Source organism: Actinoplanes sp. NPDC023936, assembly GCF_040639325.1.
In the GTDB taxonomy this organism is placed as follows: Bacteria; Actinomycetota; Actinomycetes; order Mycobacteriales; family Micromonosporaceae; genus Actinoplanes.
Map to the genome: position 1 here is coordinate 73054 of NZ_JBEZZR010000017.1, position 26931 is coordinate 99984.

At 71.0% G+C, this 26931-nt stretch carries 19 protein-coding genes; 9 read left to right on the forward strand and 10 right to left on the reverse strand.

Annotated features, from left to right (window positions below):
- Positions 1-8 precede the first annotated feature (8 nt).
- Entirely contained in the window at positions 9-2048 is a 2040-nt protein-coding gene (locus AB0F72_RS22530; protein WP_360434611.1) for an ATP-binding protein, read from the forward strand.
- On the opposite strand, the gene cydC is transcribed toward AB0F72_RS22530, so the two are convergent.
- Genes cydC through AB0F72_RS22550 form a run of 4 tightly spaced genes read right to left on the reverse strand, consistent with a single transcriptional unit; the run spans position 1961 to position 7837 of the window.
- The gene (gene cydC / locus AB0F72_RS22535) at positions 1961-3763 is read right to left on the reverse strand and encodes a thiol reductant ABC exporter subunit CydC (protein ID WP_360434613.1); all 1803 of its coding nucleotides are present in this window, start codon (positions 3761-3763) and stop codon (positions 1961-1963) included. The genes AB0F72_RS22530 and cydC overlap by 88 nt on opposite strands.
- Positions 3760-5448: a thiol reductant ABC exporter subunit CydD gene (cydD, locus tag AB0F72_RS22540; protein WP_360434616.1), complete on the reverse strand. Its 1689-nt coding sequence runs from the start codon at positions 5446-5448 to the stop codon at positions 3760-3762. The genes cydC and cydD overlap by 4 nt, the downstream gene beginning before the upstream one ends.
- Positions 5445-6440 carry a cytochrome d ubiquinol oxidase subunit II gene (cydB, locus tag AB0F72_RS22545; protein ID WP_360434619.1) on the reverse strand — a complete coding sequence of 332 codons (996 nt, stop codon included), beginning with the start codon at positions 6438-6440 and terminating at the stop codon, positions 5445-5447. Before cydB ends, cydD begins: the two co-directional genes overlap by 4 nt.
- 14 nt (positions 6441-6454) lie before the next feature.
- The gene (locus AB0F72_RS22550) at positions 6455-7837 is read right to left on the reverse strand and encodes a cytochrome ubiquinol oxidase subunit I (RefSeq protein ID WP_360434622.1); all 1383 of its coding nucleotides are present in this window, start codon (positions 7835-7837) and stop codon (positions 6455-6457) included.
- A gap of 166 nt (positions 7838-8003) precedes the next feature.
- Here AB0F72_RS22550 and AB0F72_RS22555 point away from each other — a divergent pair, with 166 nt between their 5' ends.
- From AB0F72_RS22555 to AB0F72_RS22565, 3 genes are all read left to right on the forward strand, one after another.
- A complete protein-coding gene (locus AB0F72_RS22555) occupies positions 8004-8771 on the forward strand; it encodes an FAD binding domain-containing protein (protein ID WP_360434625.1) in 768 nt (255 codons plus the stop codon).
- Positions 8768-11335: a molybdopterin cofactor-binding domain-containing protein gene (locus AB0F72_RS22560; RefSeq protein WP_360434628.1), complete on the forward strand. Its 2568-nt coding sequence runs from the start codon at positions 8768-8770 to the stop codon at positions 11333-11335. The genes AB0F72_RS22555 and AB0F72_RS22560 overlap by 4 nt, the downstream gene beginning before the upstream one ends.
- A gap of 67 nt (positions 11336-11402) precedes the next feature.
- Entirely contained in the window at positions 11403-13292 is a 1890-nt protein-coding gene (locus AB0F72_RS22565; protein ID WP_360434631.1) for an L-lactate permease, read from the forward strand.
- Here AB0F72_RS22565 and AB0F72_RS22570 read toward each other — a convergent pair.
- Positions 13249-14055 carry an AraC family transcriptional regulator gene (locus AB0F72_RS22570; RefSeq protein WP_360434634.1) on the reverse strand — a complete coding sequence of 269 codons (807 nt, stop codon included), beginning with the start codon at positions 14053-14055 and terminating at the stop codon, positions 13249-13251. The two genes, AB0F72_RS22565 and AB0F72_RS22570, sit on opposite strands and share 44 nt — an antisense overlap.
- 41 nt (positions 14056-14096) lie before the next feature.
- Here AB0F72_RS22570 and AB0F72_RS22575 point away from each other — a divergent pair, with 41 nt between their 5' ends.
- The gene (locus AB0F72_RS22575) at positions 14097-14528 is read left to right on the forward strand and encodes a DUF2000 domain-containing protein (protein ID WP_360434636.1); all 432 of its coding nucleotides are present in this window, start codon (positions 14097-14099) and stop codon (positions 14526-14528) included.
- 279 nt (positions 14529-14807) lie between these two features.
- Here the strand turns inward: AB0F72_RS22575 and AB0F72_RS22580 are convergent, their stop codons facing one another.
- On the reverse strand, positions 14808-16025 hold the full coding sequence (locus AB0F72_RS22580; RefSeq protein ID WP_360434638.1) for an ROK family protein: 1218 nt from the start codon (positions 16023-16025) through the stop codon (positions 14808-14810).
- A gap of 362 nt (positions 16026-16387) precedes the next feature.
- Between AB0F72_RS22580 and chvE the strand changes: the two genes are divergently transcribed.
- The 3 genes from chvE (at position 16388) to mmsB (ending at position 20418) form a co-directional block, all read left to right on the forward strand.
- Positions 16388-17506 (forward strand): multiple monosaccharide ABC transporter substrate-binding protein, encoded by a 1119-nt coding sequence (chvE, locus tag AB0F72_RS22585; protein WP_360434641.1) that lies wholly within the window; start codon positions 16388-16390, stop codon positions 17504-17506.
- 129 nt (positions 17507-17635) lie between these two features.
- Positions 17636-19192 (forward strand): multiple monosaccharide ABC transporter ATP-binding protein, encoded by a 1557-nt coding sequence (mmsA, locus tag AB0F72_RS22590; RefSeq protein ID WP_360434644.1) that lies wholly within the window; start codon positions 17636-17638, stop codon positions 19190-19192.
- Entirely contained in the window at positions 19189-20418 is a 1230-nt protein-coding gene (mmsB, locus tag AB0F72_RS22595) for a multiple monosaccharide ABC transporter permease (RefSeq protein ID WP_360434647.1), read from the forward strand. Before mmsA ends, mmsB begins: the two co-directional genes overlap by 4 nt.
- Before the next feature lie 194 nt (positions 20419-20612).
- On the opposite strand, the gene AB0F72_RS22600 is transcribed toward mmsB, so the two are convergent.
- The gene (locus AB0F72_RS22600) at positions 20613-21563 is read right to left on the reverse strand and encodes an RICIN domain-containing protein (protein ID WP_360434650.1); all 951 of its coding nucleotides are present in this window, start codon (positions 21561-21563) and stop codon (positions 20613-20615) included.
- Between the two features lie 191 nt (positions 21564-21754).
- Positions 21755-22633, reverse strand: coding sequence for an SDR family oxidoreductase (locus tag AB0F72_RS22605; protein WP_360434652.1), 879 nt, complete (start codon positions 22631-22633; stop codon positions 21755-21757).
- Positions 22634-22793: 160 nt separating this feature from the next.
- Here AB0F72_RS22605 and AB0F72_RS22610 point away from each other — a divergent pair, with 160 nt between their 5' ends.
- The gene (locus AB0F72_RS22610; RefSeq protein ID WP_360434655.1) at positions 22794-23372 is read left to right on the forward strand and encodes a helix-turn-helix domain-containing protein; all 579 of its coding nucleotides are present in this window, start codon (positions 22794-22796) and stop codon (positions 23370-23372) included.
- 221 nt (positions 23373-23593) lie between these two features.
- On the opposite strand, the gene AB0F72_RS22615 is transcribed toward AB0F72_RS22610, so the two are convergent.
- Together AB0F72_RS22615 and AB0F72_RS22620 are read right to left on the reverse strand one after the other, a co-directional pair.
- Entirely contained in the window at positions 23594-26173 is a 2580-nt protein-coding gene (locus AB0F72_RS22615) for a VIT domain-containing protein (protein ID WP_360434658.1), read from the reverse strand.
- Positions 26170-26859 carry a MerR family transcriptional regulator gene (locus tag AB0F72_RS22620; RefSeq protein ID WP_360434661.1) on the reverse strand — a complete coding sequence of 230 codons (690 nt, stop codon included), beginning with the start codon at positions 26857-26859 and terminating at the stop codon, positions 26170-26172. The genes AB0F72_RS22615 and AB0F72_RS22620 overlap by 4 nt, the downstream gene beginning before the upstream one ends.
- Positions 26860-26931 lie beyond the last annotated feature (72 nt).

Below are 26931 nucleotides of genomic sequence, written 5' to 3' on the forward strand. Positions count from 1 at the left end.
CGCCGCCGATGAGCGTGCTGCGACGTCTCCACCTGGGCTTCGCGGCCCTGCTCCTGCTCTTCGCGGCGTTTCTCGTGGTCCAGTTCGCAGTCGGCGGCAAGGTCCGTTCCGATCATGAGGATGCCACCGCCCGGATCACCGCGGCCCGGCTCGCCAACGACCGGGTTCTGCAGCGGATGACCGACGCGGAGACCGGCGTGCGCGGCTTCCAGCTCACCGGCGATCGCTCCTTCCTCGAACCGTACGAGAACGGCCGCGCCGCCACGCTCGCCGCGCTCGACGAGGTGGCGGCCGGGACCCGGGACGCCGGCGTGCGCCAGATGGTGAGCCAGGAAGGCGCCGTGGTCGGCCGCTGGCTGGAGCAGTACGCGGACGCGGTCGCCACGTCGGATCAACCGGGTGACGCGGTTGCTCTCGCGGCCCGCGGCAAGCAGATCTTTGACGAGTTACGCCTGGTCAACGAGGCGGTGGGGGAGGCGATCGCGGCCGAGCTCCGCGCCGAGGAGCACTCCTGGGTCACCGTGCAGCGACTGGTCAACGGCGGTTCCGTGGTGCTGCTGGCAGCGATCCTGATGGTCGCGTACCTGGTCGCAAGCACCGCACGCCGGAAGTTGTTCGCGCCCCTGGACCAGCTGGGCCGCACGATCCGCCGGCTCGCCGAGGGAGACCGGTCGGCGCGCGCCCAGCCGGTCGAGGCGGTGGAGCTGCGTACCGTGGTCGACGCCCTCAACGACCTGGCCGCGCAGACCGAGGAACTGCTCGCCGGTGAGCAGGCCCGGGCCGACCGGGCCGGGCTGCGCCAGGCGGTCGCCGCCGAGCTGCAGGACGTGCGGGAGCCGACGGTGGCGGTGCGCCGCATCGCCGAGCTGATCGGCGCCGCGGTGACCGGCACCGGCACCGAAACCGGCACCGAAACCGGCACCGGAACCGGCAGGGGCGGCAGCGGCGGTGGCATCGGCACTGGCAGTGGCACCGGCAACGGCGGTGGGAGCGGCAACGGCAGCGTGCACTGCGCGCTGGTCATCCCCGGCGCCGGCACCGTGCAGGTCCAGTGGCCGGACGGCACGCGCCCGCTGTCCGAGGCGGTCGCCGGCAAGCTGCTGGCCGGCGCTCCGGGCCGGGTGCTGACCTTCGACGACGGCGCGATCGGCGTCACGATCGGCGGCGACGCGGACTGCGAAGCCGGATTCCTGCTGGTCAGCCGGCCCGGCCGGCGGACCTGGGCGGACGGCGAGCGGCGGCTGCTGGTCGGCACCGCCGGGGCGCTCGAACGGGTGCTGCGGCAGCTCACGCTGCAGTACCGGCAGACCCGCCTGATCACCGAGCTGCGGATGCTCGACCATCGCAAGGACGTCTTCATCCAGACCGTCACGCACGAGTTGCGCACCCCGCTGACCAGCATCCTCGGCTACACCGAGATGCTCACCGAGGACACCGGGGACCTGTCCCCGGTGCAGCAGCGCTCGCTCAGCGCGATCACCCGCAACGCGCACCGGCTGCACGAGACGATCGCCGACCTGGTGCTGCTGGACCGGCCGGACACCGCGGGGTTCCCCGCCGCGCCGCTCGACCTCGGCGAGCTGGCCGCCATGGTGCACACCGAGCTGGAGAACGCGGCCCGGGCCAAGAGCCTGTCGGTCGGTTTCGAGGCCGAGCCGTGCTGGGTGCTCGGTGACCGGACCCAGCTGCAGCGGGCGCTGCGCAAGCTGATGGAGAACGCCATCAAGTTCACGCCGCCCGGCGGGAGCGTGCGCTGCGAACTGACCACCGGCGCCGACGGCCGGTCGGTCTCGGTCTCGGTCACCGACACCGGGATCGGCATCCCGGCCGAGGACGTGCCGGGCCTGTTCACCCCGTTCCACCGGGCCGGCAACGCGATGGACCAGGCGGTGCAGGGTCCCGGCCTGGGACTGGCGATCGTCCGCGACATCGTCAGCGACCACGGCGGGACGATCGCGGTTCAGTCGGTGCTGGGCCGGGGCAGCACGTTCACCATCACCCTGCCGGCGGTGACCGCACCGGTCCCGCAGTCCGTGCCCGTGGGGTGAATCCCGCCGGCCCGGAGTCCGGCGGTCTGGATCCCGGCGGTGTGGATCCCGGCGGTGTGGTGGGTGATCAGCAGGACGGTGCGGTCGCCGGCCGCGTCGAGCAGGTCACGGGTGAGCGCGGTGGCGGTCTCCTCGTCGAGGTGCTCGGCCGGCTCGTCGAAGATCAGCACCCGGGCGTCGGTGAGCAGGATCCGGGCCAGGGCGAGCCGCCGCCGCTGCCCGCCGGAGAGGGCCATGCCGTGCTCGCCGACCAGGGTCGCGAGGCCGTCCGGCAGGGTGTCCACCCAGTCCAGCAGGCGGGCCGCCCGTAGCGCCGCCCGCAGGTCGGCCTCGGTGGCGCCCGGCTTGGCGATCCGCAGGTTGTCGCCGATCGTGGTGTCGAAGAGGTAGGCGTCCTCGGGCAGGTACCCGACGATCTCCCGTACCCGGTCGGCCGGGATGTCGCGCAGGTCCACCCCGTCCAGGGTGATCCGGCCATCCCGCGGGTCGAGGAAGCGCACCAGCAGGGCCGCGATCGTGCTCTTGCCGGCGCCGCTCGGCCCGGTCAGCGCGACCCGCGCGCCCGCCGGCAGCACGAGATCGACGTCCCGCACGGCGGTCCGTCCCGGCACCCAGCCGGCGGTCACCCCCTCGATCCGGATCTCCGGCACCCGCGTGGTGACTCCGGCTCCCGCCTCGACTCCACACGCCGGACCGGAACGCCCGCTCGGTGTGGAGTTGAGGTGCGCACCGCACCCGAAATCAACACGCGGGGAAGGGGCTGCCGCGGACCAGAGCTCGTTCAGGCGGCGCAGCGACGCCTTCGCCGTCTCGTAGGTCTGCGCGGCCGCCGGCAACGGCCCGGCCACCTCGAACACCGCGAGCGGGGTGAGCACGACGAGCGCCAGCAGTTCCCCGTGCAGGCTTCCCGACCGTACCGCGACCGCCCCGGCCGCCAGTCCGGCCAGCACGCAGAATCCGCTGCTCAGCGTGGTGACAGCGGCCGACATCCCGGTCATCAGGGCGGACCGGCGGCCGGCCGCTGTCAGGCGGGCGTCGATCGCGTCGATCCTCCTCAGGCGCGAGCGGGTGGCCCCGTACGCGGAAAGGTCGGCGAGCCCGTGCACCAGATCGACCACCTCGGTGGCGAGTTCGCCCCGCAGCGGCGCGAGCCGTCCGTCAGCACGCCGGGTCGCCGCGCGCTGCAGCAGCGGCACCCCGATCGCGACCACGAGCAGCCCGAGCGCGAGCGCGATCCCGGCGGCCGGCACCAGCGCGCCCACCACGAGCACCGCGGCGAGCCCGGTCAGCAGCGCCACGCAGAACGGCAGCACCACCCGGGTGACCAGGTCGAGCACCGCGTCGACGTCGGAGGCGAGCCGTTGTGCCAGGTCGGCCCGGCGGAAGTCGGCGAGGCCGGCCGGCGCGAGCCGTTCCAGACGGGTGTAGAGGCGCACCCGCACGTCACCCAGGATCCGGAACGCCGCGTCGTGCCCGACCAGCCGTTCCAGGTAGCGCAGCACGCCCCGGCTCAGCCCGCAGGCGCGCACCGCGACGATCGCGACCATCAGGTGCAGCACCGGCGGGTGCAGCGCGGCGCGCGAGATCAGCCAGGCCGAGCAGGCGGTCAGGGCGATCGCGGCGCCGGCGGCGCCGGTCCCGGCGAGCAGGGCGAGACCCAGGCGGCCCGCCGCCGGCTTGATCATTTGGTACGGGGTGAGCACGCTGGCCGTCATCGAACACCTGCCGGGATCCGGGGGCGGGAAAGGTTGATCTCGCGGTCGGCGAGGGCGATCAGTTCCGGACGATGCGCGGCGATCAGCACGGTCCGGCCTCGGGCCAGCCGGCGGATCGCATTCATCACCTCGGCGGCGGTGGCGGGGTCCAGGTTCGCGGTCGGCTCGTCGAGCAGCACGATCGGCGCGTCCCGCAGGAACGCCCGGGCCAGGGCGATCCGCTGGCGCTGACCGGCGGAGAGCCCGGCGCCCGCGTCGCCGAGCAGCGTGTCGTAGCCGAGCGGGAGGTCGCCGATGAACCCGTCGGCGCCAGCCCGGCCCGCCGCCTCACGAATCGCCGCCGCATGAGTCGCCGCCGCATGAGTCGCCGCCGGTTCCTCCGGGTTCGGCGCGAGCGCGATGTTCTCGGACACGGACGCGGCGAAAAGGTGCGGGCGCTGCGGGACCCAGGCGATCCGGCGGCGCCAGGCTTCTCCATCAAGGCCGGCCGCCGGATCAATCGCGGACAGGGGTACGCCCCCGACAGTCATCTGGCCCGAGGTCGGCGTGACGAAGCCGAGCAGCACGTTCAGGGCCGTCGACTTGCCGCAGCCGGACGCGCCGGTGAGCGCGACCACCTCGCCCGGCTCGATCGTGGCGTCCAGGCGCAGAGCCGGTTCGGAGCGCCCGGGGAACCGCACCTCGACGTCGTCGAAGACGATCGCGCCGCCGGCCGGGGGCGACAGCGTGCCGGCGGTCGGCAGCGGCGTCTCCAGCACCGCGAAGACCTCCTCGGCGGCGGCCAGGCCCTCGGCGCTCGCGTGATAGTTGGCGCCCACCTCGCGCAGCGGCCGGTACGCCTCCGGCGCTAGGATCAGCACGAGCAGCGCGGTCGCCAGGTCGAGCGAGCCTTCGACGAGGCGCAGCCCGATGCCGACCGCGACCAGGGCCACCGAGAGGGTGGCGAGCAGTTCCAGGACCAGCGACGAGAGGAACGCGGTCCGCAGCGTGCGCATGGTCTGCCGCCGCTGGTCCGCGCTGATCCGCGCGATGATGCCGGCCTGCGCCGTGGCCCGGCCGAAGAGCTTGAGCGTCGGCAGGCCGGCCACCACGTCGAGGAAGTGGTGGGAGAGCCGGGCGAGCAGCCGGAACTGGCGGCGGTTCTGCGCCTCGGTGTGCATGCCGACCAGGGCCATGAAGAGCGGGATCAGCGGCAGCGTGACAGTGATCGTGAGGCCGGCGATCAGGTCGGCGGGGAAGAGCCGGACCAGCAGGATGCCCGGAACCAGCACCGCGAGCACGAGTTGCGGCAGGTACCGGGCGAAGTACGCGTCGAGCGCGTCCAGGCCGTGCCCGGCGAGAGCGGCGATCTCACCGGCCGGCCTGCGGTGCGCCGGGCCGAGCGCGGCGAGGTGGCCGAGCAGGCGGCGGCGCAGCTCGCTCTTGACCGAGGCGGCCGAGCGGGCCGCGGCCACCTCCTGCAGCCAGGCGGTCCCGGCGCGGGCGGCGACCACGGCGGCGAGCCCGGCGAGGCCACCGCTGGTCAGCGCCCGATCGTCCAGGAACACGCCGGTGATCGCGTTCGCCAGGAGAACGGCCTGGGCGATCAGGAGCGCGGCCTGGGCGGCGCCGAGGACGACGGTGGCCGCCAGGTACGCCCGGGTGGCCCGGGCGTACCTGAGCAGGCGCGGATCGAGAGGCTTCACGCCGGGATGTCCGCGAGGGTGAGGCGCTTGCGGAACACCCAGTACGTCCAGCCCTGGTAGATCAGCACGATCGGGGTGAAACAGGCCGCCACCCAGGTCATCACCCTCAGCGTGTACGGCGTCGACGACGCGTTCGTCACGGTGAGGCTGTTCGCGGCGTCCAGTGTCGACGGCATGACGTCCGGGAAGAGCGTGACGAACAGGGCCGCCACGGCGAGCAGGATCGTCGCGCCGGTGGCCGTGAACGCCCAGCCCTCCCTCCGGGCGCGGGTCGCCAGCACCGCGCCGACCAGGGCGAGCGCCGCGAGGACCGACAGGGCGATGCCCCAGCCGTCGGCGTGGGTGAGCCCGGTCCAGATCAGGAACGCGGCGGCGACGGGCACGGCCACGAGCGCGAGGCGGGCGGCGAGACGGCCGGCCTGCTCGCGCATCGGGCCGTCGGTCTTCAGCGCCAGGAACACCGCGCCGTGCAGGGTGAACAGTGAGAGCGTGGTGAGGCCGCCGAGCAGCGCGTACGGGTTGAGCAGGTTGACGAAGCCGCCGACGTACTCGTGGTTCGCGTCGATCGGCACGCCGCGCAGGATGTTGCCGAACGCGACGCCCCAGAGGATCGCCGGGACCAGGCTGCCCCAGAAGATCGCCCGGTCCCAGCCCCGCTTCCAGGCGGCGCCGGGCCGCTTGCCCCGGTACTCGAAGGCGAGACCGCGAACGATCAGCGCCACCAGGATGATCAGCAGGGGCAGGAAGAAGCCGGAGAAGAGCGTGGCGTACCACTCGGGGAATGCCGCGAACGTGGCGCCGCCGGCCACCAGCACCCAGACCTCGTTGGCGTCCCAGACCGGGCCGATCGTGTTGATCGCGAGGCGGCGGGACGTGTCGTCCTTGCCGACGACGGGGAGCAGGATGCCGACGCCGAAGTCGAATCCCTCGAGCAGGAAGTAGCCGGCCCAGAGGACGCCGATGAGCAGAAACCAGACGGTGGTGAGTTCCATTGTTGTCGTCCTCGTCAGTAGGCGAAGGCCAGCGGTTTGTCCTCGGATGCGGCGGGCTCCGGTATGTCCGGGGCCCCGGCTTTCGCGTACTTGACGAAGAGTCCGAACTCGATCACCGCGAGGACGCCGTAGAGGACGGTCAGCACGATCAGCCCGGTCGCCGCCTCACCCGCCGATACCGAGGGCGAGCCCGACTCGGCGGTGGTGAACAGGCCGAAGACCGTCCACGGCTGCCGGCCCATCTCGGTGAAGATCCAGCCGAACGAGTTGGCGAGCAGCGGCATCGCGACGGTGCTCACCGCGGCGATCCACAGCCAGCGGCTGCGCGGGCGGCGCTCACCGCGGGTGAACCAGAGCGCGGCCGCCGCGATCAGCATGGCCAGCCCGCCGAAACCGATCATCAGGCGGAACGACCAGTAGGTGACCGGCACGATCGGCCGGTAGTCGCCGGCGCCGTACGTCTGCTCGTACTGGGCCTGGACGTCGTTGATGCCCTCGACCTCGCCGTCCAGCGAGCCGGTCGCCATGAACGAGAGCAGCGACGGGATCCGTACGCTGTACAGCTCCTCGTCGCCGTCCAGCGAGCCGATCGTGAACAGCGAGAACGACGCGCTGCCGGTGGTCTCGTAGAGCGCCTCGGCGGCCGCCATCTTCATCGGCTGCTGCTCGGTCATCACCCGCGCCTGGACGTCCCCGGTGATCAGCACGCCGAGGCCCGCGATCAGCACCACCCAGGCGCCGAGCCGCATCGACGGGCGGAACACCTCCACCTGGTTGTCCTGACGCAGGTGCCAGGCGCTGACCGCGAGCAGCATCGCGCCGGCGGTGAGGAAGCACGCGGTGATCGTGTGCGGGAACGTGACGAGCGTGGTGGAGTTCGTCAGCACCGCTCCGATGCTGGTCAGCTCGGCCCGGCCGGCGCCCATGGTCCAGCCGACCGGGTGCTGCATCCAGGAGTTGGCGGCCAGGATGAAGTACGCCGACAGCGTCGTGCCGAGGGCGACCATCCAGATGCTCGCCAGGTGGATCTTCTTCGGGAGCCGGTCCCAGCCGAAGATCCAGAGCCCGAGGAACGTGGACTCCAGGAAGAAGGCGAGCAGGCCCTCGATCGCCAGCGGCGCGCCGAAGATGTCTCCGACGAACCGGGAGTACGCCGACCAGTTCATGCCGAACTGGAACTCCTGCACGATGCCGGTGACCACACCGATCGCGAAGTTGATCAGAAAGAGCTTGCCCCAGAACTTGGTCGCTCGCAGGTAGTGCTCCTTGCCGGTGCGGACCCACGCGGTCTGCAGGCCGGCGACGAGGGCGGAGAGCCCGATCGTGAGGGGCACGAAGATGAAGTGGTACACGGTGGTGATGCCGAACTGCCACCGCGAAAGATCGAGCGCGTCCACTGACGTCCTTTCCGCGAAGTCCCCCTGACCCTTCCGGGCCGTGATCTTGTGGATCAGGGGCGAAGGGTGCCGGGGGCCCGGGCCTAAAGTCCCGCGTTACTCGCGGTTAACCGTCGGCCGTGACGGACTGCCAAGATCGGAAACACGCAGCGCGTAGCGTACGAACGTGGATCTGAACACCGTCACCGAAGTGATCAGTCCAGCCGCTCCCGGCGCGTGGCGGCCGGGCGATGCCTGGCTGGGCGGCGGGACCGCGCTGTTCGGCGAGCCCCGCCCGCACGTCCGGCGGCTGCTCGACCTGACCACGGCCGGCTGGCCGGCGATCGAGCTCCGGGACGACGGCAGCGTCGACGTCGCCGCCACCTGCACGGTCGCCGAGCTCAACGAGCGGCTCGGCCGGCACACCATCGTGCGGCAGTGCTGCCACGCCTTCCTCGCCTCGTTCAAGATCTGGAACGTGGCGACCGTCGGCGGGAACCTGTGCGCCGCGCTGCCGGCCGGGCCGATGATCTCGCTGAGCGTGGCGCTGGGGGCGTCGGTGCTGCTCATCGGCCCCGACGGCGGGGAGCGGCGGGTGCCCGCGGCCGGGTTCGTGACGGGGGACGGGACGACCGTGCTGCGGGAGGGGGAGTTGCTCCGGTCGATCCACTTTCCGGCGTCGGCGTTCACCGGGCGGATCGCGTACCGTCGTGGCTCTCTGCATCGGCATGGCCGATCGGCCGTGCTCCTGATCGGCCGCGCGCTCCCCTCGGGGGAGGTCACGCTCACCGTTACCGCGGCGACGCGCCGCCCCTATGTCCTGCCCCTGGACTCCTTGTCAGCCCTCGATGCCATCCCGGCCGACGACTACGTCGACGACGTGCACGGGCGTCCGCTCTGGCGGCAGCACCTCACCCGGCACTACGCGGCGCAGATCCTCGCGGAGCTCTCATGATCGATATCAACGGAACGTCACACGACCGCGCGCCGCGGCCCGGCCAGTGCCTGCGCACCTACCTGCGCGAGGAGGGCTGCTTCGGCGTCAAGAAGGGCTGCGACAGCGGGGACTGCGGCGCGTGCACGGTCCACGTCGACGGCACGCCGGTGCACTCCTGCGTCTACCCGGCGTTCCGCGCGCAGGGGCGCAGCGTCACGACGATCGAGGGACTGGGCACGCCGGAGGCGCTGCACCCGATGCAGCAGAGCTTCCTGGACGCGCAGGGATTCCAGTGCGGCTTCTGCACCGCCGGCATGATCATGACGTCGGCCGCGCTCTCCGCGGAACAGCGCGCGGACCTGCCCCGCGCGCTCAAGGGCAACCTCTGCCGGTGTACGGGGTATCGCGCCATCGAGGACGCGATCTGCGGCCGGCCGCTCGCCGATGCCGCGCCGTCCCGCGGGCCGGCCGTCGGGTCGAGCGCGGGCGCCCCGGCCGGTCGCCAGGTGGTCACCGGGACCGCCCGGTACACGTTCGACCTGGACGTTCCCGGCGTGCTGCATCTCAAGGTGCTGCGGTCGCCGCACCCGCACGCCCGGATCGTCGCGGTGGACACCTCGGCGGCCCTCGCGGTGCCGGGCGTGGAAGCGGTGCTGACGCACAAGGACGCGCCGGACCGCTTGTTCTCCACCGCGCAGCACGAGAACGAGGCCGAGGATCCGTACGACACCCGGGTTCTCGACGAGGTCGTCCGGTTCGCCGGGCAGCGGGTCGCCGCGGTGGTCGCCACCTCGGAGGCGGCGGCCGAGGAGGGGTGCCGGCTCCTGCGGGTCGAATACGAGGTCCTGCCGTTCGTGCTCGATCCGGCGGAGGCGATGCGGCCGGGCGCGCCGGTGCTGCACCCGGACAAGGGCACCGCCGAGGGGATCTCCCGGTCGGCCTCGAACGTCGTGGGGGAGTTGCACGCGACGCTCGGGGACGTCGAGGCGGGGTTCGCCGCGGCCGACGAGATCTACGGCGCGACGTTCCGCACCGGCCGGGTGCAGCACGCGAGCCTGGAGACGCACGGGGCGGTCGGGTGGCTCGACGACGATGGGCGGCTGGTGCTGCGGTCCAGCACCCAGACGCCGTTCCTGACCCGGCGGGCCGTCGCCCGGCTCTACGACCTGCCGGCCGATCGGGTCCGGGTGGTCGCGGGGCGGGTCGGCGGTGGGTTCGGGGGCAAGCAGGAGATGCTCGTCGAGGACCTGGTCGCGCTCGCCGTGCTGCGCACCGGACGGCCGGTGAAATGGGAGTACACCCGGTCGGAGCAGTTCACCGGCGCGACGACGCGGCACCCGTTCGAGGTGACGGTCGAGGCGGGCGCCCGGCGCTCGGGCGAGCTGACCGCGCTGCGCCTTTCCGTGGTCGTCAACACCGGGGCCTACGGCAACCACGGCACGTCGGTGATGCACCACGGTTGTCACGAGACGGTCGCCGTCTACAAGTGCGGAAACATGAGCACGGACGCCGTGACCGTGTATACCAACACCGTGCCGGCTGGCGCGTTCCGCGGCTACGGGCTCGGACAGGTCACGTTCGCCGTGGAACAGGTCCTGGACGAACTGGCCCGCAAGATCGGGATGGACCCGGTGACGTTCCGCGAGCGCAACGTGGTGCGCGAGGGGGACGACCTGACCGCGCCCGGTGACCACGTCGACGACCTGGGGATCGCCAGTTACGGCCTGGACCAGTGCCTGGCCCGCATGCGGGCGGCGGCGCTCTCCGCCGACGAGGCCCCGGCGGGCTGGCGCGTCGGCGAGGGGATGGCGATCGCGATGATCGCGGCCGGGCCGCCCGGCGGGCACTTCGCCGACGCCACCGTCAGGGCCCTCGGCGACGACCGGTACGAGGTCTTCGTCGGCACCGCCGAGTTCGGCAACGGCAGCACCACGGTCTTCGCGCAGATCGTCGCGGACGAGATGGCGACCACCCCGGACCGGGTCGTCATCCGGCAGTCCGACACCGACCTGGTCGGCCACGACACCGGCGCGTTCGCCTCCACCGGCGTCGTGGTCGCCGGTCGCGCGGTGCTGCGGGCGGCGCGGTCGCTGCGGGCGGGCGGCGACGGGCACGGCTTCTTCGACGGCACGCCCCGCTCGGTGGCGTTCAACGCGCAGTGGTTCCGGGTCGCGATCGACCCGGACACCGGGGAGCTGCGGATCCTGCGCAGCGTGCACAGCGCCGACGCCGGAACCGTGCTGAACCCGGCTCAGTTGCGCGGCCAGATCGAAGGGGGAGTGGCCCAGGCCCTCGGCGCCACCCTTTCCGAACACGTCGACGTCTCCCCGTCGGGCGAGGTCACCACGACGACGTTCCGGCAGTACCACCTGCCGGCGTTCGCGGACGTCCCGCGTACCGAGGTCCACTTCGCCGACACCACCGACGCGATCGGCCCGCTCGGCGCGAAGTCGATGAGCGAGAGCCCGTTCAACCCGGTCGCTCCGGCGCTGGCCAACGCGATCCGGGACGCGATCGGCGTACGCATGACCGATCTGCCCTTCACCGCCGACCGGATCTGGCAGGCCATGCACGAGGCATGACGTGTTGCGCTTCACACCCGAAGGACTAGATTGCGGGCAAGGAGATCGATACATCTGGATGGTTCCCATGTTCGAACAGTTCAGGATCGTGACCGACCCGGTGGCCGAATCCGTCGCGCTCTCGGCGATCTTCGCTTCGCTCTCGCTGCTCACGCTCTTCCTGCTGCTCGGCGTGGTCCGGATGCGCGCGTGGCTGGCCGGCCTGATCTCGCTCGGGGTGGCACTGGCGGTCGCCGTGCTGATCTACTCGATGCCGATCGGGCAGGCGCTGCTGTCGGCGAGCGAGGGCGCCGCGTTCGGCTTCTTCCCGATTCTGTGGATCGTCATCAACGCCATCTGGGTCTACAACCTGACGGTGGTGAGCGGGCACTTCGACGTGCTGCGCCGCTCGATGGAACGGGTCAGCCCGGACATGCGCATCCAGGCGATCATCGTGGCGTTCTGCTTCGGGGCGCTGCTGGAGGCCCTGGCCGGCTTCGGTACGCCGGTGGCGGTCACCGTGGTCATGCTGATGGCCCTCGGTTTCCGCCCGCTGCACGCGGCAGCGGTGGCGCTGATCGCGAACACCGCACCGGTCGCCTACGGCGCGCTCGCCACCCCGATCGTCACCCTGGGGACTGTCACGTCCGGCGCCGTCCCGGACCCCCGGCTCACCACCGACATCCTGGGCGCCATGGTCGGCCGGCAGACCCCGATCCTGGCCGTGGTCGTGCCGCTGGTCCTGGTGGCGGTCGTCGACGGCCGTCGCGGGGTCCGCCAGACGTGGCCCGCCGCGGTGGTGGCCGGCCTGGTGTTCGGCCTGAGCCAGTTCGTGGCGTCGAACTACATCTCGGTCCCGCTCACGGATATCGTCGCCGCGCTGGTCTCCGCCGCCGCAGTGGTCCTGCTGCTCCGCATCTGGCACCCGGCCGAGTCGCCCGACCTGCACGAAGGCGCCTCCGCATCCCCTGCCGCCGGTCCGCGGACCGGCGACGGGCCGACCGGCGACGGGCCGGCCAGCGGGTCACCGGCCAGCGGGTCACCGGCCAGCGGGTCACCGGCCAGCGGGTCACTGGGCGGTGGATCGGCGGGCGGTGGGTCGGCGGGCGGTGGAGCGCCGGGCGGCGGGGTGAGGGCGGACGTGCCGGTGCCTGAGCCGGCCGGCGCGGGAGTGGGCGGTGCTGGAACGGCCGGCTCCGGGCGGCCGGCGTCGGTCGCGGTGCGGCGTGATCCACCGGTCGAGGTTTTGCGGGCCTATGCCCCGTACCTGATAATCATTGTGATCTTCTCGGTCGCCAACCTGGGGCCGGTCAAGGAAGCGCTGGCCGGCGAGCCGTGGACGGTGGTCTTCCCGTGGCCGGGGCTCGACGTGCTGGGCGCCGACGGGGAGCCGCTCGCGTCCACGAAGTTCACGCTCGGCTGGCTGCCCGCGGCCGGGACCCTGATGATTGTGGCCGGGATCCTCACCGCGATCGTCCTGCGGATTCGTCCCGGTGCGGCCCTGCGCGCCTACGCGCGCACCTACGTCGAACTGCGTCACGCGATCGTCACGGTCATGGCGGTGCTCGCCCTGGCGTACGTCCTGAACCAGTCCGGGCAGACCGCCACCCTCGGCGAGTTGTTCGCGCAGGCCGGCGGGGTGTTCCTGTTCCTCTCCTCGATCCTCGGGTGGATCGGGGTGGCGGTGACCGGTTCCGACACCTCGTCGAACGCGCTGTTCGGAGCGTTGCAGGTGCAGACCGCTGTCCGGGCCGGCCTCGACCCGGTGCTGCTGGCCGCCGCGAACTCGTCCGGTGGCGTGCTCGGCAAGATGATCAGCCCGCAGAACCTGGCGATCGCCGCGTCGGCGGTGGGGATGGCCGGCCGGGAGGGCGACATCTTCCGCCGGGTGGTCGGCTGGAGCGTGGTGCTGCTGCTCTTCATGTGCGTGCTGGTCACCCTGCAGGGCACGCCGGTGCTCGACTGGATGGTCCCGTAGCGAAGTTTCCCGGTGTCACGCCGAGGATGCGGGTGAAGTGGCGGGTCAGGTGCGGCTGGTCGTAGAAGCCGGCGTCCACGGCGACCGACCGCAGCGGGTGGCCGGAAAGGATCAGGCGGCGGGCGAGGTCCACGCGGCGGGAGATCAGGTACTGGTGCGGGGCCATGCCGAACTCGCGCCGGAACGAGCGGACCAGGTGCGCCGGGTCGAAGTGCAGCCGGGCGGCGGCCTGGCTCAGCGGCAGGCCGTCGACGACGTGCTCGTCGAGCAGGTCCCGCAGGCCGTGCGCGGCGACGCGGGTAGGCGGCCTCGGCGGGGCGGGCTCACCCAGGCGGGTGCGCAGCCTTTCCAGGGCGAGGGCCAGGAGGCCGTCGGCGGCGGCTTCGTCCCGGGTACGCAGGACGCGGTGCACCGAGGAGACGAGCCGGTGCAGGGGCTGGTCGGCGATGGCGGGGGTGTCCACCGACGCGCCGATCAGGCGTTCCGGGAGCAGGCGCGGCTCGAGGTAGAGGACCCGTTTGCGGAACCCGTGCGGGCCGGCCGAGACGCCGTTGTGCGGAACTCTCGGTGGCAGCAGGGTGACCAGGTCGCCGTACGCGCCGCGCTCGTGGCGGTCCAGGTCGTACCGCACCGCGCCGTCGTCGACGAGCAGGACGGTCCAGGAGTCGTGCGCGTGCATCGGGTAGCCGTGCTCGCCGAACCGGGCGTGCAGCACTTCGACGACCCCGTCGATCGGCGGCCGCCAGGCGTGGATCCGGTGCACGTCAAAATCGTACAAGACCTGGTCGGAGCGGCCGTCCGACGATGAACGGCATGAACACTCCGCTCCGCTTCGCCACCAAGATCGCTGTGCTGCTCCGCGACGACCTTCCGGTGTGGCAGCGCCTCAACGTGACAGCGTTCCTGGTCAGCGGCCTCGGCGCCGCCGAGCCGTCGCTGATCGGCGAGCCGTACACCGATGCCGACGACGTCACCTATCTGCCCATGTTCCGCCAGCCGGTGCTGGTGTTCCAGGGCGACCGGGGAACGCTGACCGCGGCGCACGGGCGGGCCCTCGCCCGTGACGTGCGGCTCTCGATCTTCACGGCCGACCTCTTCGCGACCGGGAACGACGCGGACAACCGGGCGGCGGTGCGGGCCGTCCCGACGGTCAAGCTGGATCTCGTGGGACTGGCCGTGCACGGCCCGCGGGTCGCCGTCGACAAAATCGTCAAAGGCGCGTCCATGCACCCGTAGAGCGCCGATGATCGGGGGCGGTGCTCCGCCCGTACCCCCGCAATCGGGGTGGGCCCGGCAGCGAGCCGGCAGCGAGCCGGCTCCCTGCCCCGGCAGCGAGCCGGCGGCGAGCCGGAGAAGCGCTCGGACCGAAATACTCGGATTTGCCGGGTACCTGCCGATAAACCATCTGTGACGGTTATCTCGGCATCTCCGATGTCCCGGCCCTGTTCAGGGCCGGGACATCACTGTGCGCCGGAGAATGACCGCGCGGCCGGACACCACGGGGCGGCCGGGCAGCTATCGGGCGAGCCAGCGGGCCGGATCGTTGATCACGTCGCGGACGACGGAGCGTGCTGCGCCGAGGGCGGGCGCCTCTGCGCCGTACGCCGCGGCCCGGACCTCGGGGTTCGCCCAGCGCGCGCCGACGAACTGAGCCCGGACCTCGCGTTCCACCTCGGGGCCGATCCACGGGGCGAGGTCGCGGTAGATGCCGCCGAGCACGATCGTGCCGACGTCCAGCAGGTTGAGGCAGCCGGCCAGCGCGAAGCCGAGCGTCCGTCCGGCCGTCGCGAGGGCTTCCAAGGTCCGTGCGTCGCCGGCCCGGGCGCGTGCGGCGATGAGGTCGGCGGTCGGCCGGACGCCGAGCGTGGTGCCGACGCCGCTGGAGATGCTGGTGGCGCGCAGGATCGCCTCGTGCCCGGCGTAGCGCTCGAGGCAGCCGCGCCGGCCGCACGGGCACTCCGGGCCGTCGCGGTCGATCGTGAGGTGCCCGATCTCGCCGCTCCAGCCGTGCGAACCCCGGTAGAGCGTGCCGTCGAGCACGATGCCGGCACCGACGCCGATCTGGCCGCTCACGTAGAGATAGCTGGCGCCGGACCGGATCAGCTCCTCCTCGGAGAGCGCCGCGAAGTTCGCCTCGTTGTCGAGCGCGGCCCGCTCGCCGTGCACGTCGGCCGGCAGCACCTCGGCGACGTCGAGGTCGCGCCAGCCCAGGTTCGGCGCGAGGGTGACAGTGGCGCGGCGGCGATCGACGATGCCGGGAACCGCGACCGCGCTGCCGCAGAGGGTCAGGCCGTCGGCCTCGGCCGCGTTCTGCGCGCCCCGGGCCAGACGGGCGATCCGGTCGAGCACCTCACGGGTGTCCTGGCCGCGCTGGTCCTCGGAGACCACGTGCTTGTAGCGGACCGCGCCGGTGAGATCGACGACGCAGACCGCGGTGTAGTCGACGTTGACGTCGATGCCGAGCCCGGCCGGGCCGTCGTTGCGCAGGCCCAGAGCCGTACCGGGCCGGCCGGCCCGGGTGCTCTCCCGCCGGCTGCCCACCTCCTTGACCAGCCCGCCCGCCATCAACTCCTCGATCAGCGAGCAGGCGGTGGACCGGTTCAGGCCGGTCGCGGCGGAGATGCCGGCGCGCGAGATCTCGCCGGACTGTTCGGAGACGCAGCGCAGGGCCAGGGCGAGGTGCGCGGCCCTGGGGCTGACGCCGCGTTTGGCCGTGGGGACGCGGGCTGGCATCGCGGCTCCTCTCGCGCTGTGTGCCGTCACGATAGCGTTCCGTACCGGGCCACCCCTCGGCGTATTAGTGGGAGTAGGCAACAAATACTATGGCCCGCACCCCGTGACGGCCCGTGCTGTCAAGGTGCTCTAGCCCTCAGAAGTCGACCTATGTTTACGCAGGCTGATGCCTTGATCACAGGTCTACCTTTGGAGGCGTCGCTCACAGCGAGTGTTACGGAGCCGTTACGGTCACCCGCGTGCGGCGTACGCCTTTCGGCGTATGTTGTTCGCACCAACAAATAGACTCCGGCAGACATCGGCCTGCCGGCTCAAAGGTCGGCCCGCATCGCTGCGGGCCTGATACGAAAGGAGACGTCGAGGTGTCCAAGAACTTCCGGGTTCTCGCGGCGGTCACCCTGGCCGCGACTCTGGCCGCGGCGTCGGGTTGCAGCAGCACTCGCGACGAGGAGAGCTCCGGCTCGGGCAGTGGCTCGAGCAACCTCGTCGGCATCGCGATGCCGACCAAGAGCCTCGAGCGCTGGAACAACGACGGTGCCTACCTTGACGAGCTGCTGAAGAAGGCCGGCTACGAGACGTCGCTGCAGTACGCCGACAACAAGGTCGACCAGCAGATCACCCAGATCCAGAACATGATCAACCAGAACCCGAAGGTCCTGGTGATCGCGTCGATCGACGGTACTGCCCTCGGCCCGGTCCTGGACAAGGCCGCGCAGCAGAACATCAAGGTCATCGCGTACGACCGCTTGATCAACTCGACCAAGAACGTCGACTACTACGCGACCTTCGACAACTACCAGGTCGGCAAGCTCCAGGGTGAGTTCATCGTGGACAAGCTCGGCCTCAAGGACGGCAAGGGCCCGTTCAACCTGGAGCCCTTCTCCGGCTCGTCGGACGACAACAACGCCAAGTTCTTCTTCTCCGGCGCGTGGGACGTCCTCAAGCCGTACGTGGACAGCGGCAAGCTGGTCATCCCGTCCGGCAAGAAGCTCGCCAGCACCGACGACTGGAAGAACGTCTCGATCGACGGCTGGACCTCGCAGAAGGCCCAGTCGGAGATGGACAACCGCCTGAACTCGTACTACACGGGCGGCAAGAAGGTCGACGTCGTTCTCTCCCCGAACGACTCGCTGGCGCTGGGCATCGAGCAGTCGCTCGAGTCCCAGGGCTACAAGCCGGGCACCGACTGGCCGCTCATCACCGGTCAGGACGCCGACCTGGCGAACGTCAAGAACATCCTGGCCGACAAGCAGTCGATGACGGTCTGGAAGGACACCCGCACCCTGGGTGAGCAGGTCTCCAAGATGACCGACCAGATCATCAAGGGCGAGACCGTCGAGACGAACGACACCACCACCTACAACAACGGTGTCAAGGTCGTTCCGTCCTACCTCCTGCCGCCGGTCGTCGTCACCAAGGACGACGTCAAGACGAAGCTCGTCGACTCCGGCTTCTACACCGCCGACAAGCTCGGCCTGTAACGCCCCTCAGCTCTTGCTGGGACCGGTCGGCCGGTTCTCCGGGATCGGACCTTGAAACCTTCAGGGTTCGATCTTGGAAAACCGGCCGGCCAAGGCCCCGGTCCGACCCCCTACAGCAAGCGAGTTGTGATGGCCAACGACGACAAGACCCCGATTCTGGAGATGCGGGGCATTACGAAGACTTTCCCGGGCGTCAAGGCGCTCTCGGACGTCACGCTCAGCGTGGCCCGCGGGGAGGTTCACGCCATTTGTGGCGAGAACGGGGCCGGCAAGTCGACCCTGATGAAGGTGCTCAGCGGCGTTTACCCGTACGGCACCTATGACGGCGACATCGTTTTCGAGGGCGAGGTCGGCCGGTTCAAGACGGTCCGGGACTCCGAGGAGCTCGGCATCGTCATCATTCACCAGGAGCTGGCGCTCAGCCCGTACCTGTCGATCGCCGAGAACATCTTCCTCGGCAACGAGCGGGCCAAGGGCGGCGTCATCAACTGGGCGCAGACCAACAAGCAGGCGTCCGAGCTGCTCGCCCGCGTCGGCCTCGACGAGGCCCCCGACACCAAGATCATGGACATCGGCGTCGGCAAGCAGCAGCTCGTGGAGATCGCCAAGGCGCTCTCCAAGAAGGTCAAGCTGCTCATCCTCGACGAGCCCACCGCGGCGCTCAACGACGAGGACAGCGCGCACCTGCTGGATCTGCTCCGCCACCTGCGTGACCAGGGCATTACGTCGATCATCATCTCGCACAAGCTGAACGAGATCGCCGCGATCGCCGACAACACGACGATCATCCGCGACGGTCAGAGCATCGAGACCCTCGACATGCACGGCGCCGAGCCGGTCACCGAGGACCGCATCATCCGCGGCATGGTCGGCCGGGACCTCGCGCACCGGTACCCGGACCACACGCCGAAGATCGGCGAAGAGGTCCTGCGGATCGAGAACTGGACCGTGCACCACCCGAACGACCCCTCCCGGGTCGTCGTCGACCACGCCGACCTGAACGTCCGGGCCGGCGAGATCGTCGGCATCGCCGGTCTGATGGGCGCCGGCCGCACCGAGCTCGCGATGAGCGTCTTCGGCCGCAGCTACGGCACGAACATCTCCGGCAAGGTCTTCCTGCACGGCAAGGAGATCTCGGTCAAGACGGTCGACGCGGCGATCGAGCACGGTCTCGCGTACGCGACCGAGGACCGCAAGCACTTCGGCCTCAACCTGATCGAGGACATCAAGCGCAACACCACCTCGGCCAACCTCAAGCGGATCTCCAAGCTTGGCGTCGTCAACGGCGCGCAGGAGGTCACCTGGGCCGAGCGGTTCCGCAAGGACATGAAGACCAAGGCGAGCAGCGTCGATGCCGTGGTCGGGAAGCTGTCCGGCGGCAACCAGCAGAAGGTCGTGCTGAGCAAGTGGCTCTTCACCGAGCCCGAGGTGCTGATCCTCGACGAGCCGACGCGTGGCATCGACGTCGGCGCCAAGTTCGAGATCTACGAGATCATCAACAAACTTGCCGACTCCGGCAAGGCAGTCATCGTGATCTCCTCCGAGCTGCCCGAGCTGCTCGGCATCTGTGACCGGATCTACGCGATGAGCCAGGGTCGAGTCACCGGACAGATCCCCCGCGCGGAGGCCAGCCAGGAGAGCCTCATGCGCTACATGACCCAGGAGAAGAGCGGAGCAACGCGGTGAGCGCTTCCACCACGCTGGCGCAGCCGACGGCACAGCCGGAGCCCAGCAAGAAGAATGACAGCGGATCGCTGAAGGCGTACCTGACCCAGAACATCGGGCAGTACGGCATCCTGATCGCGCTGGTCGTGATTGTCGCGCTGTTCCAGATTCTGACGGACGGCAAGCTGCTTTACCCGAACAACGTCGCCGCTCTGATTCAGCAGAACGCCTACGTCTTCATCCTCACCATCGGCATGGTCATGATCATCGTGGCCGGCCATATCGACCTCTCGGTCGGTTCGGTGGTGGCCTTCATCGGCGGCATCAGCGCCTTGCTGATCACCGACCACAACGTGCCGTGGCTCCTCGCGGTGATCATCTCGGTCGCGGTCGGCGGCGTCGTCGGCATGTGGCAGGGCTTCTGGGTGGCGTACGTCGGCATCCCCGCCTTCATCGTGACGCTCGGCGGCCAGCTGATCTTCCGCGGTCTGGCGATCGTCCTCGTCGGCACCACCGTCTCGGGCCTGCCCACCGGATTCAACGACATCAGCAACGGCTCGCTGCCGAACGCGCTCGGCTTCCTCGCCGACCTCGACGGCCTCACCGTGCTGATCGGCATCCTGGCGATCGCCGGCCTGGTGGCCGGCCAGATCCGCACCCGCCACGAGCTGGTCAAGAACGACCTGCGCACCGAGCCGTTCGCCGCGTTCATCGGCAAGATCGTGCTCTCCATCGTGGTGATCGGCTACATCACCTACCTGCTCGCCAAGAGCGCCGGTGGCACCCCGATCGTGCTGATCATCGTCGGCGCGCTGGTCATGATCTACACGTTCGTCATGAACAACACGATCTTCGGCCGGCACGTCTACGCGATGGGTGGCAACCTGCCCGCCGCGATGCTCAGCGGTGTGAAGACCAAGCGGGTCAACTTCATGCTCTTCGTGAACATGGGCCTGCTCGCCGGTGTCGCCGCGGTGGTCACCACGTCCCGGGCCGGCGCCGCGGTCGCCGCCGCCGGTAGCAACTTCGAGCTCGACGCCATCGCCGCCGCCTTCATCGGTGGAACCGCCGTCAACGGCGGCGTTGGCAAGATCACCGGCGCCATCATCGGTGCGCTCATCATGGGCGTGCTCAACATGGGCCTGTCGATCATGAACGTGGACCCGGCCTGGCAGCAGACCATCAAGGGCCTGGTTCTGATCGCGGCGGTCGCGTTCGACTTCCTGAACAAGCGCCGCGGCAAGTAGTTTTCCGCAGTAGTTGGTTGCGCTGACAGCGCCGATCGGTCTCAGCCGGTCGGCGCTGTCAGCGTTTCGCGTCCTTGGTGGGGCCTGCGTTTCGCCGGCTGCGTTTTGTCGGCTGCGTTCGTCGGCGGCGTTTTGCTGGCGGCGTTCGTCGGCTGCGTTTTGTCGGCTGCGTTTTGCGGTGGCGTTTCGGTCGGTCAGCGGAAGGACCAGCGCTGGTTGTTCGCGCCCGTGCACCGGACCACGAAGACCTGCTTGCCGGGCCGGGCGCCGGAGTACGGATCGCTGAGGCACATGGCGTTCGCCGCGTTGGTGAGCTCGCCGTTCTCGCCGAGCGTCCACCGCGCCGTGGTGCGAGTGTCGCAGCGGATCAGCTCGACACCGCCGTAACCGGCCAGGTTCGCGCACATGTCGAGCACTTCGAGAGTCTTGTCGGAGTTCAGCCGCCACCGCTGCGGGCTGGTGCCGTTGCAGTCGTCGACGTGCACGGCGACGCCGTCACCTGCCTCGCCGCCCTGTAGGTCGAGGCAGAGACCGTTGCCGCTGATCAGGGAGCCCCGCGGGTCGGCGAGCGGCGCCGGCGGGACGAGGTCGGCCGGTGGCGCCGCCGCGGTCGTGGTGCTCGCCGCGGCGGTGGGAGCGGCGGGCCGTGTCGTCGTTGCCGACGTCGCCGAGGCGGCGGGAGCGGTGGTGGCGGCGGCGCCGCCCGTGGTGTTCCCGCCGGTTCCGGCGCCTGCCACGTTGTTCTCGGCGCCGCCGGTCGGCGGCTTGCTCGGGGCGGCCGCGCTGGGCGACGGCGCCGGGCCGGTCACGATCGGCAGCGACTGGTCAGGCAGCGACGTCGAGACCGCCGGCCGCAGCGCGGGGCGCACGACGGCGTAGCCGGTGACGGCGAGCACCGCGGCCACCCCGGCGCCGATCAGCAGCGCGGGGCGGCGCCGACGAGGGCCGCGGGGTTTCGCCGCACCCGGAGCGGCAGCCGGCACGGCGGGAATCACCTGGGTCGGCGTCTCCCGCGTCGGGTCCCCCGGCCAGGTCTGCGCGGACGGGGTGGTGCCGCGCGGTTCGTCGGTCGCGTCCGCCAGAACGAACGGCCGAACCAGCAGCGGTTCCCGGTTGTCGCTGCCGTCCTCGCCTACTGAACCCACTGGCTACGCCACCCCCCGCTCAGGCACACCGATGAACCAACTTACCGGCTCGGGCGGAACGGCATGGGGGCCCCTTCGGTCGATCCCTCCGGATCGGCCCCGAGCCGGCGCGCGGGTACGCCGGCCGGGGCCCGTCGTGACGGCGTCCGTGCCGATCGGCGCGGAACCGCCTCGGGGGAACGGCTCCGGTATCAGGAGGTGTAGTAGCCGGCTTCGAGGTCCTCGAGCAGCGTCGGTCCGGTCGGCTCCCAGCCCAGCAGCTCGCGAGTGGCGGCGCTGGAGGCGGGCTGGTCGCCACCGACCAGCTCGCCGAAGGGGCCCATCCGCGCGGGGTCGACGGACGTCGCCGGCAGGCCGGTCTTGGCCGCGATGACTTCGGCGACCTGGCGCATCGGCACGCCTTCCTCGGCGACCGCGTGCAGCACAGAGCCGGCGGGGGCTTTCTCCAGGGCAAGCCGGAACAGGGGGCCGACGTCACCGCGGTGCACGGCCGGCCAGCGGTTCTGGCCGTCGCCCACGTAGGCGGCCACGCCCAGCTGCCGGTCGAAGCCGACCAGCATGGCGATCAGGCCGTGGTCTCCCTCGGCGTGCACGGTGCGCGGCAGCCGGACCAGGCCCGAGCGGATTCCCCGCTCGGCCAGGGCCAGCACGGCCTTGGCCGTGGCGGCGCGCGCACCGGCGGGCCCCGAGCCGTCCATGACGTCACTCTCCTGGGCGGCCCGGCCGGCGACCATCGGAGTGCCGGAGGCGGCGAAGAACGCCTTGCCGCTGCCCTCCAGGGCCGCAGCGACCTTGGTCAGCAGCCGAAGCTCGTTCTCGACCGTCTCCCCGAACTTGGAGAAGTCGAGCGTGAACGCCAAGTGGGCCACAGCGTCGGCCTGCTTCGCCTGCTCCACGATCACGTCGTGGTCGGACATGTCGCCCCGCACGACGCTGCCACCGGCAGCGATGATCTTCTCGGCGGAGGAGTCCGAGCGGGCGAGCCCGACCACGTTGTGACCCGCTGTAACCAATTCCTTGGTCAGCGCCGTCCCGATCCAGCCTGATGCGCCCGTGATGAATACCTGCATGGTGTGACCTCAATCGAATCTGGAGGAAGATCCCGGCGCCTCTGGGGCCCACCGGGACCATTACGCGTCGTGATGTGACTGCGTTTCATCAACGTAGCTGATGTTACTCAGTAACATCAACCCCTCCATGTGACTGAGTTACATCAACTAGGATGGCTCCATGGCGAGGTGGGATCCGGACGCTCGTGGACGACTGCTGCGGGCAGCGATCGAGTTGTTCGCTGAGCAGGGCTACGAGGCGACGACAACGGCACAGATCGCCGAGCGGGCGGGCCTGACGCGGACGACCCTCTTCCGGCTGTTCTCCGACAAGCGCGAGATTCTGTTCCAGGGTCAGGGCGCACTGATCGCAGGCGCGACCGAAGCGATCCACCGGGCGCCCGCCGGAGCGCCCGCAGACGAGGTGCTCACCGCCGCAGTGACGGGACTGGCCGACGTCCACACCTCGGAGCAGCGGGAAACCGGCCAGCTCCTGGTTCCCCTCATGGCCTCGAGCCCGGAGTTGCAGGAACGCGCCGCCTTCAAGCGCGACGCCATCGCACGGGCAATCGAACACGAACTCTTCGAGCGGTTCGACGACCGGCGCCTGGCGGGCGTCCTGGCGGACATCGGTGTGCGGTCCTACTACGCCGGATACGCCTCCTGGATCGCCTCGCCGGACGACCTTCCGCTCACGCCCCTGGTTCATCAGGAGCTGGCCGAGCACACAGCCGCCCTGCGCCACGTCTTCGCCGGATGACGAGGGCGGAACGGAAACCGTCACAGACGGGGCTTGCGCAGGGCGAGATGGTCGCCCTGCGCGCGTCGCGGGTGCGTGCGCCGCTCACAGCCTTGCCGCGTGCCGGTTGCCGTGCGCCGGTGTGCGTGCGGCAACCGGCTGTCAGCGGCTCGCCTCGCTGACCGTGCCGTTACGGCGTGTGACGTCCACCTCCCCGCTGGCTGTGGCTCGTCCGTGCCGGCTCAGCGCTTCCAGAACGGCTTGGCCTTCTTCGCGCTTTTCGGTGTGCCGGCGCCGCTCCCGCCGCCATGGCCCGGATCAGAGCCGGTCCCGCTCGGGCTCCCCGCGCCTCCGCCGCTTCTGGTGCGATCCGTGCTTCCACTGTCTCCGCCGCTCGCGGGAATTCCGGTGCCGGCCGTCGCGAAGTCGGTCAGCACGCGCGCCGCTGTCGCCCACTTCTCGTCGAGGGGAGCGGCTCCCCGCAGCAGTGCGACGAGCTTGCGCAGAACGTCCGCCTCGCTGCCGGTGACGGAGGCGAGGAGCACGTCCAGACGGCTCGCGAGGTCGTCGAGCAGGTCGCGCCGATCGGCGGCGGGCAGCGTGGCGGCCTCGCGGAGGCGGTCGGCCTCGACCACGACGAGATCGCGGAGTTCCGCGACGCTCATCTCGGCGTTGGCGATCGGCGAGACGCCGGTCCGACGTGCGCGCGCCGCCGTCGGGGTGAGGAACCCCCGAGGCGCCACACCGGCCGGGACGCCCAGCAATCCGCCCCCCTGCGCCCCGCCTCCCTGGGGCCGGCCGCCGTGTACCGCGCCGCCCTGCGCCCGAACCGGGCTGAATCCGGGGCCGACCGGAGAGGGAGCGGGCGGGGCAGGGGGAGCCGAGAGCGGCGGTCCGGCGTCAGCCGCGACGAACGGTGACGTTCCCTTGGCGTGGAAGCCGTGCGCGGGCGGCGAGGCAACGGGCGTCTCCCAGCCGGATGGGAACTCGACCGGCTGCGTCACCCGTTTCCCCTGCCCGCCCTCGTTGACCACGCGCTGGTCGACAGCGACATACGCCGTGAACCGGCACAGCACCCCGAACCGCAGCGACGTGCTGACGATCTCCTGCTCCCGATCGTGGTCACCCGCCGCGTACGCGTCCTCGAGGTCGCGGATCCGCGCCCGCGCCCAGAGCGAGGTGATCGCGGGCTCGGAGCGCTGCTGCACCGCGACAGCGGTCCGGAAATCCTGGTCGTCGCGGGTGCGGCCGGTCACCGTGAAGTTTCCGGCGGGCTCGCCCCGATAGCGGCCGGTGATCACCAGGGGCACGCCGGGGTAGAGGCCCGGCAGCCGTGCGGGGCTGCGGCTGTCGTCGAGCAGCGTGATGCCGTCGCCGGTCACCGCGAGCCCGGTCACCACGGGAGCGCCGATCCGCCGGTGAATGTGCTCCATCGCCTCGTCGAGCCGGTCCTCGCTCTCCACCAGCTCGGATCGGCCCGCGCCGATCGCCGCGAGCCGGCCGAGGAATCCGGCGTTGACCGCCCGGTCGATTCCGACGGTGTGCACCCGGGTAGTGCCGATGAGCGGCCGGATCTCCTGCAGGATCTGGTCCTCGTTGCCCACCTGGCCGTCGGTGATCAGCACCAGGACCCGGTCGCGGCCGGTGCTGCCGGAGAGCAGGGTCAGGCCGCTGACCAGTGGTGTGAGCAGCTCGGTGCCGCCACGGGCATCGGCGCGGGCGAGGTGCTCGACCGCGCGGAACCGGTTGCGGTCGGAGGCTTCGCACAGCCCCGTGTCGAGCCCGGCGGGGCGCTCGACGTGGTGATCGAAGGTGAGCACGGTGAATCTGTCCGCGCTGGTCAGCGTGTCGACCACGCGGGCAGCGGCGCGGCGGGCGGCCACCATCTTCCACCCGCCCATGCTGCCGGAACGGTCGAGCAGCAGTACCACGTCTTTCGGCCGGGGCAGCGTCGCGGCCTCCGGCGGGAGGACGACGAGCTGGTAGGTCCCCTCGGAGCCCTCCTCGTCGGGCACGGCCACGGCGGACTCGCCGCCGGGCGCGTAGGCGAGCCGGAGCACGAAGTCACGGTCCGCCCGCTCGCCGGGGGCGATCCGCAGCATGCCGTCGTCATCGGTGACGGTGTGCAGGCTGGATCGCACGTCGCCGAGCTGAAGGCCGGCCGGGTCGATGTCGACGCCGATGGACAGTTTCAGCGGGTTGGGGAAACCGGGCAGCAGCACCGGCGGGGAGATGCGTGACGCGTCCGGGACGGCGTCGGTGTCCGGCAGCTGGCCGTCGCCGGCGTAGCTGTCCGGCAGGGGCGTGCCCGGAACGTATCGCGGCGCCACCACCAGCGGGAACCGGAACGTGGCCGCGCCGTCCTCGTAGGGCAGTGGACCGACCAGCCGCAGCCGGACCGTCACGCGCTCGCCCGGCATGATGTTGCCGGCTCGCATGGTGAAGACGTCCGGGCGCTCCTCCTCGGCGATCGACGCACGCTGGCCCGCCGCGATGGCCCTGTCATATTCCTCGCGGGCCTCGGCGCGCTCGCGCAGCTGGGCGACGACCGTCCGGTCGGCGGCGGTCATCGTCATGCCGGTGACGGCGGCGCGGTCGGGCAGCGGGAAGACATAGGTCGCCTCGAGCGCCGTGTCGTGCGTGTTGACGAACTCGGTGGTCACCTCGGTGCGCACGACCAGACCGCTGATCGAGGCGCGCACGTCCAGGACGTCCAGCGGCAGGTTGCCGCGATCGGTGCGGAGGGTGCCGAGGCCGGCGCCGGGCTGCTCCCGGAGCCGATCCAGCTCGGCCGGACCCATCGGATCGACTGAAATGATCATTCATTTCTCCCATTGGTCAGCCCACCGGACGCGAGCAGATCGAGCAGGGGGCGGGCGGCCGCGGCGAGGTCGTCACGGTCGATGCCGGCGGCGGGGCCGGGAACCAGCAGGATCACGCCGTCGCCGAGCGGGAACCCGGTGAGCAGTGGGCCGCCGGTGATGCCGGGCGCGGCATGCGTGGCGCCGGGCTCATAGCTGGCGAAACCCGGTGGCGCCTTCCGCCAGTCGCCCGGGGGTGGCGCCCCGAGGGGCGCCGGCGCGTCGGCCGCGGCCGGAGCCTGTTTCCAGAACGAGTGCCGGCCCGCGCCGTCCGGCGCGGGCGCGTCGGCCGGAACCCCTTCCGCCGCCGGCTCACCGGTGGTCAGAAGCCTTTCCGGTACGCGTGAAGCGGCTGCCAGTGTCTCGTCGGAGGCGCCGGTCAGCTCCGCCTGGATCTCGGCAAGCGTCCGCCCGGCTGCTTGCCGCCGCTTGATCGCGACGAGTTGCAGCAGGTGACGTGGCCCGTAGAGCGCGGTGCGCCCACGCGTGCCGAGAGGGCGGTCGACCAGGCCGATCGTCGTATACCACCGGATCGACCTGCGGTCGGGCAGGTCACGGACGCGTCCGTTGGGTGCGCCCGGGTACTCCGCGGCGAGTGCCGCGTGTGCCCGCTCGACCAACTGCTCCATCGTCCACATGCCGACCATCTTGACACTGTCACCGTGACACTGTCAATCTCGAACCCCGGCGAAGCGCGAAACGGTGGTGGTGATGGGATG

What these genes read in the sequence shown, in the direction of transcription:
- AB0F72_RS22610 (WP_360434655.1), top strand. Translation starts at nt 22,794, where the DNA reads ATGGCGAGGTGGGATCCGGACGCTCGTGGACGACTGCTGCGGGCAGCG.
- AB0F72_RS22620 (WP_360434661.1), bottom strand. Translation starts at nt 26,859, where the DNA reads ATGGTCGGCATGTGGACGATGGAGCAGTTGGTCGAGCGGGCACACGCG.
- mmsA (WP_360434644.1), top strand. Translation starts at nt 17,636, where the DNA reads ATGGCCAACGACGACAAGACCCCGATTCTGGAGATGCGGGGCATTACG.
- AB0F72_RS22565 (WP_360434631.1), top strand. Translation starts at nt 11,403, where the DNA reads ATGTTCGAACAGTTCAGGATCGTGACCGACCCGGTGGCCGAATCCGTC.
- AB0F72_RS22530 (WP_360434611.1), top strand. Translation starts at nt 9, where the DNA reads ATGAGCGTGCTGCGACGTCTCCACCTGGGCTTCGCGGCCCTGCTCCTG.
- cydB (WP_360434619.1), bottom strand. Translation starts at nt 6,440, where the DNA reads ATGGAACTCACCACCGTCTGGTTTCTGCTCATCGGCGTCCTCTGGGCC.
- AB0F72_RS22580 (WP_360434638.1), bottom strand. Translation starts at nt 16,025, where the DNA reads ATGCCAGCCCGCGTCCCCACGGCCAAACGCGGCGTCAGCCCCAGGGCC.
- cydC (WP_360434613.1), bottom strand. Translation starts at nt 3,763, where the DNA reads ATGACGGCCAGCGTGCTCACCCCGTACCAAATGATCAAGCCGGCGGCG.
- AB0F72_RS22605 (WP_360434652.1), bottom strand. Translation starts at nt 22,633, where the DNA reads ATGCAGGTATTCATCACGGGCGCATCAGGCTGGATCGGGACGGCGCTG.
- AB0F72_RS22575 (WP_360434636.1), top strand. Translation starts at nt 14,097, where the DNA reads ATGAACGGCATGAACACTCCGCTCCGCTTCGCCACCAAGATCGCTGTG.
- AB0F72_RS22615 (WP_360434658.1), bottom strand. Translation starts at nt 26,173, where the DNA reads ATGATCATTTCAGTCGATCCGATGGGTCCGGCCGAGCTGGATCGGCTC.
- AB0F72_RS22560 (WP_360434628.1), top strand. Translation starts at nt 8,768, where the DNA reads ATGATCGATATCAACGGAACGTCACACGACCGCGCGCCGCGGCCCGGC.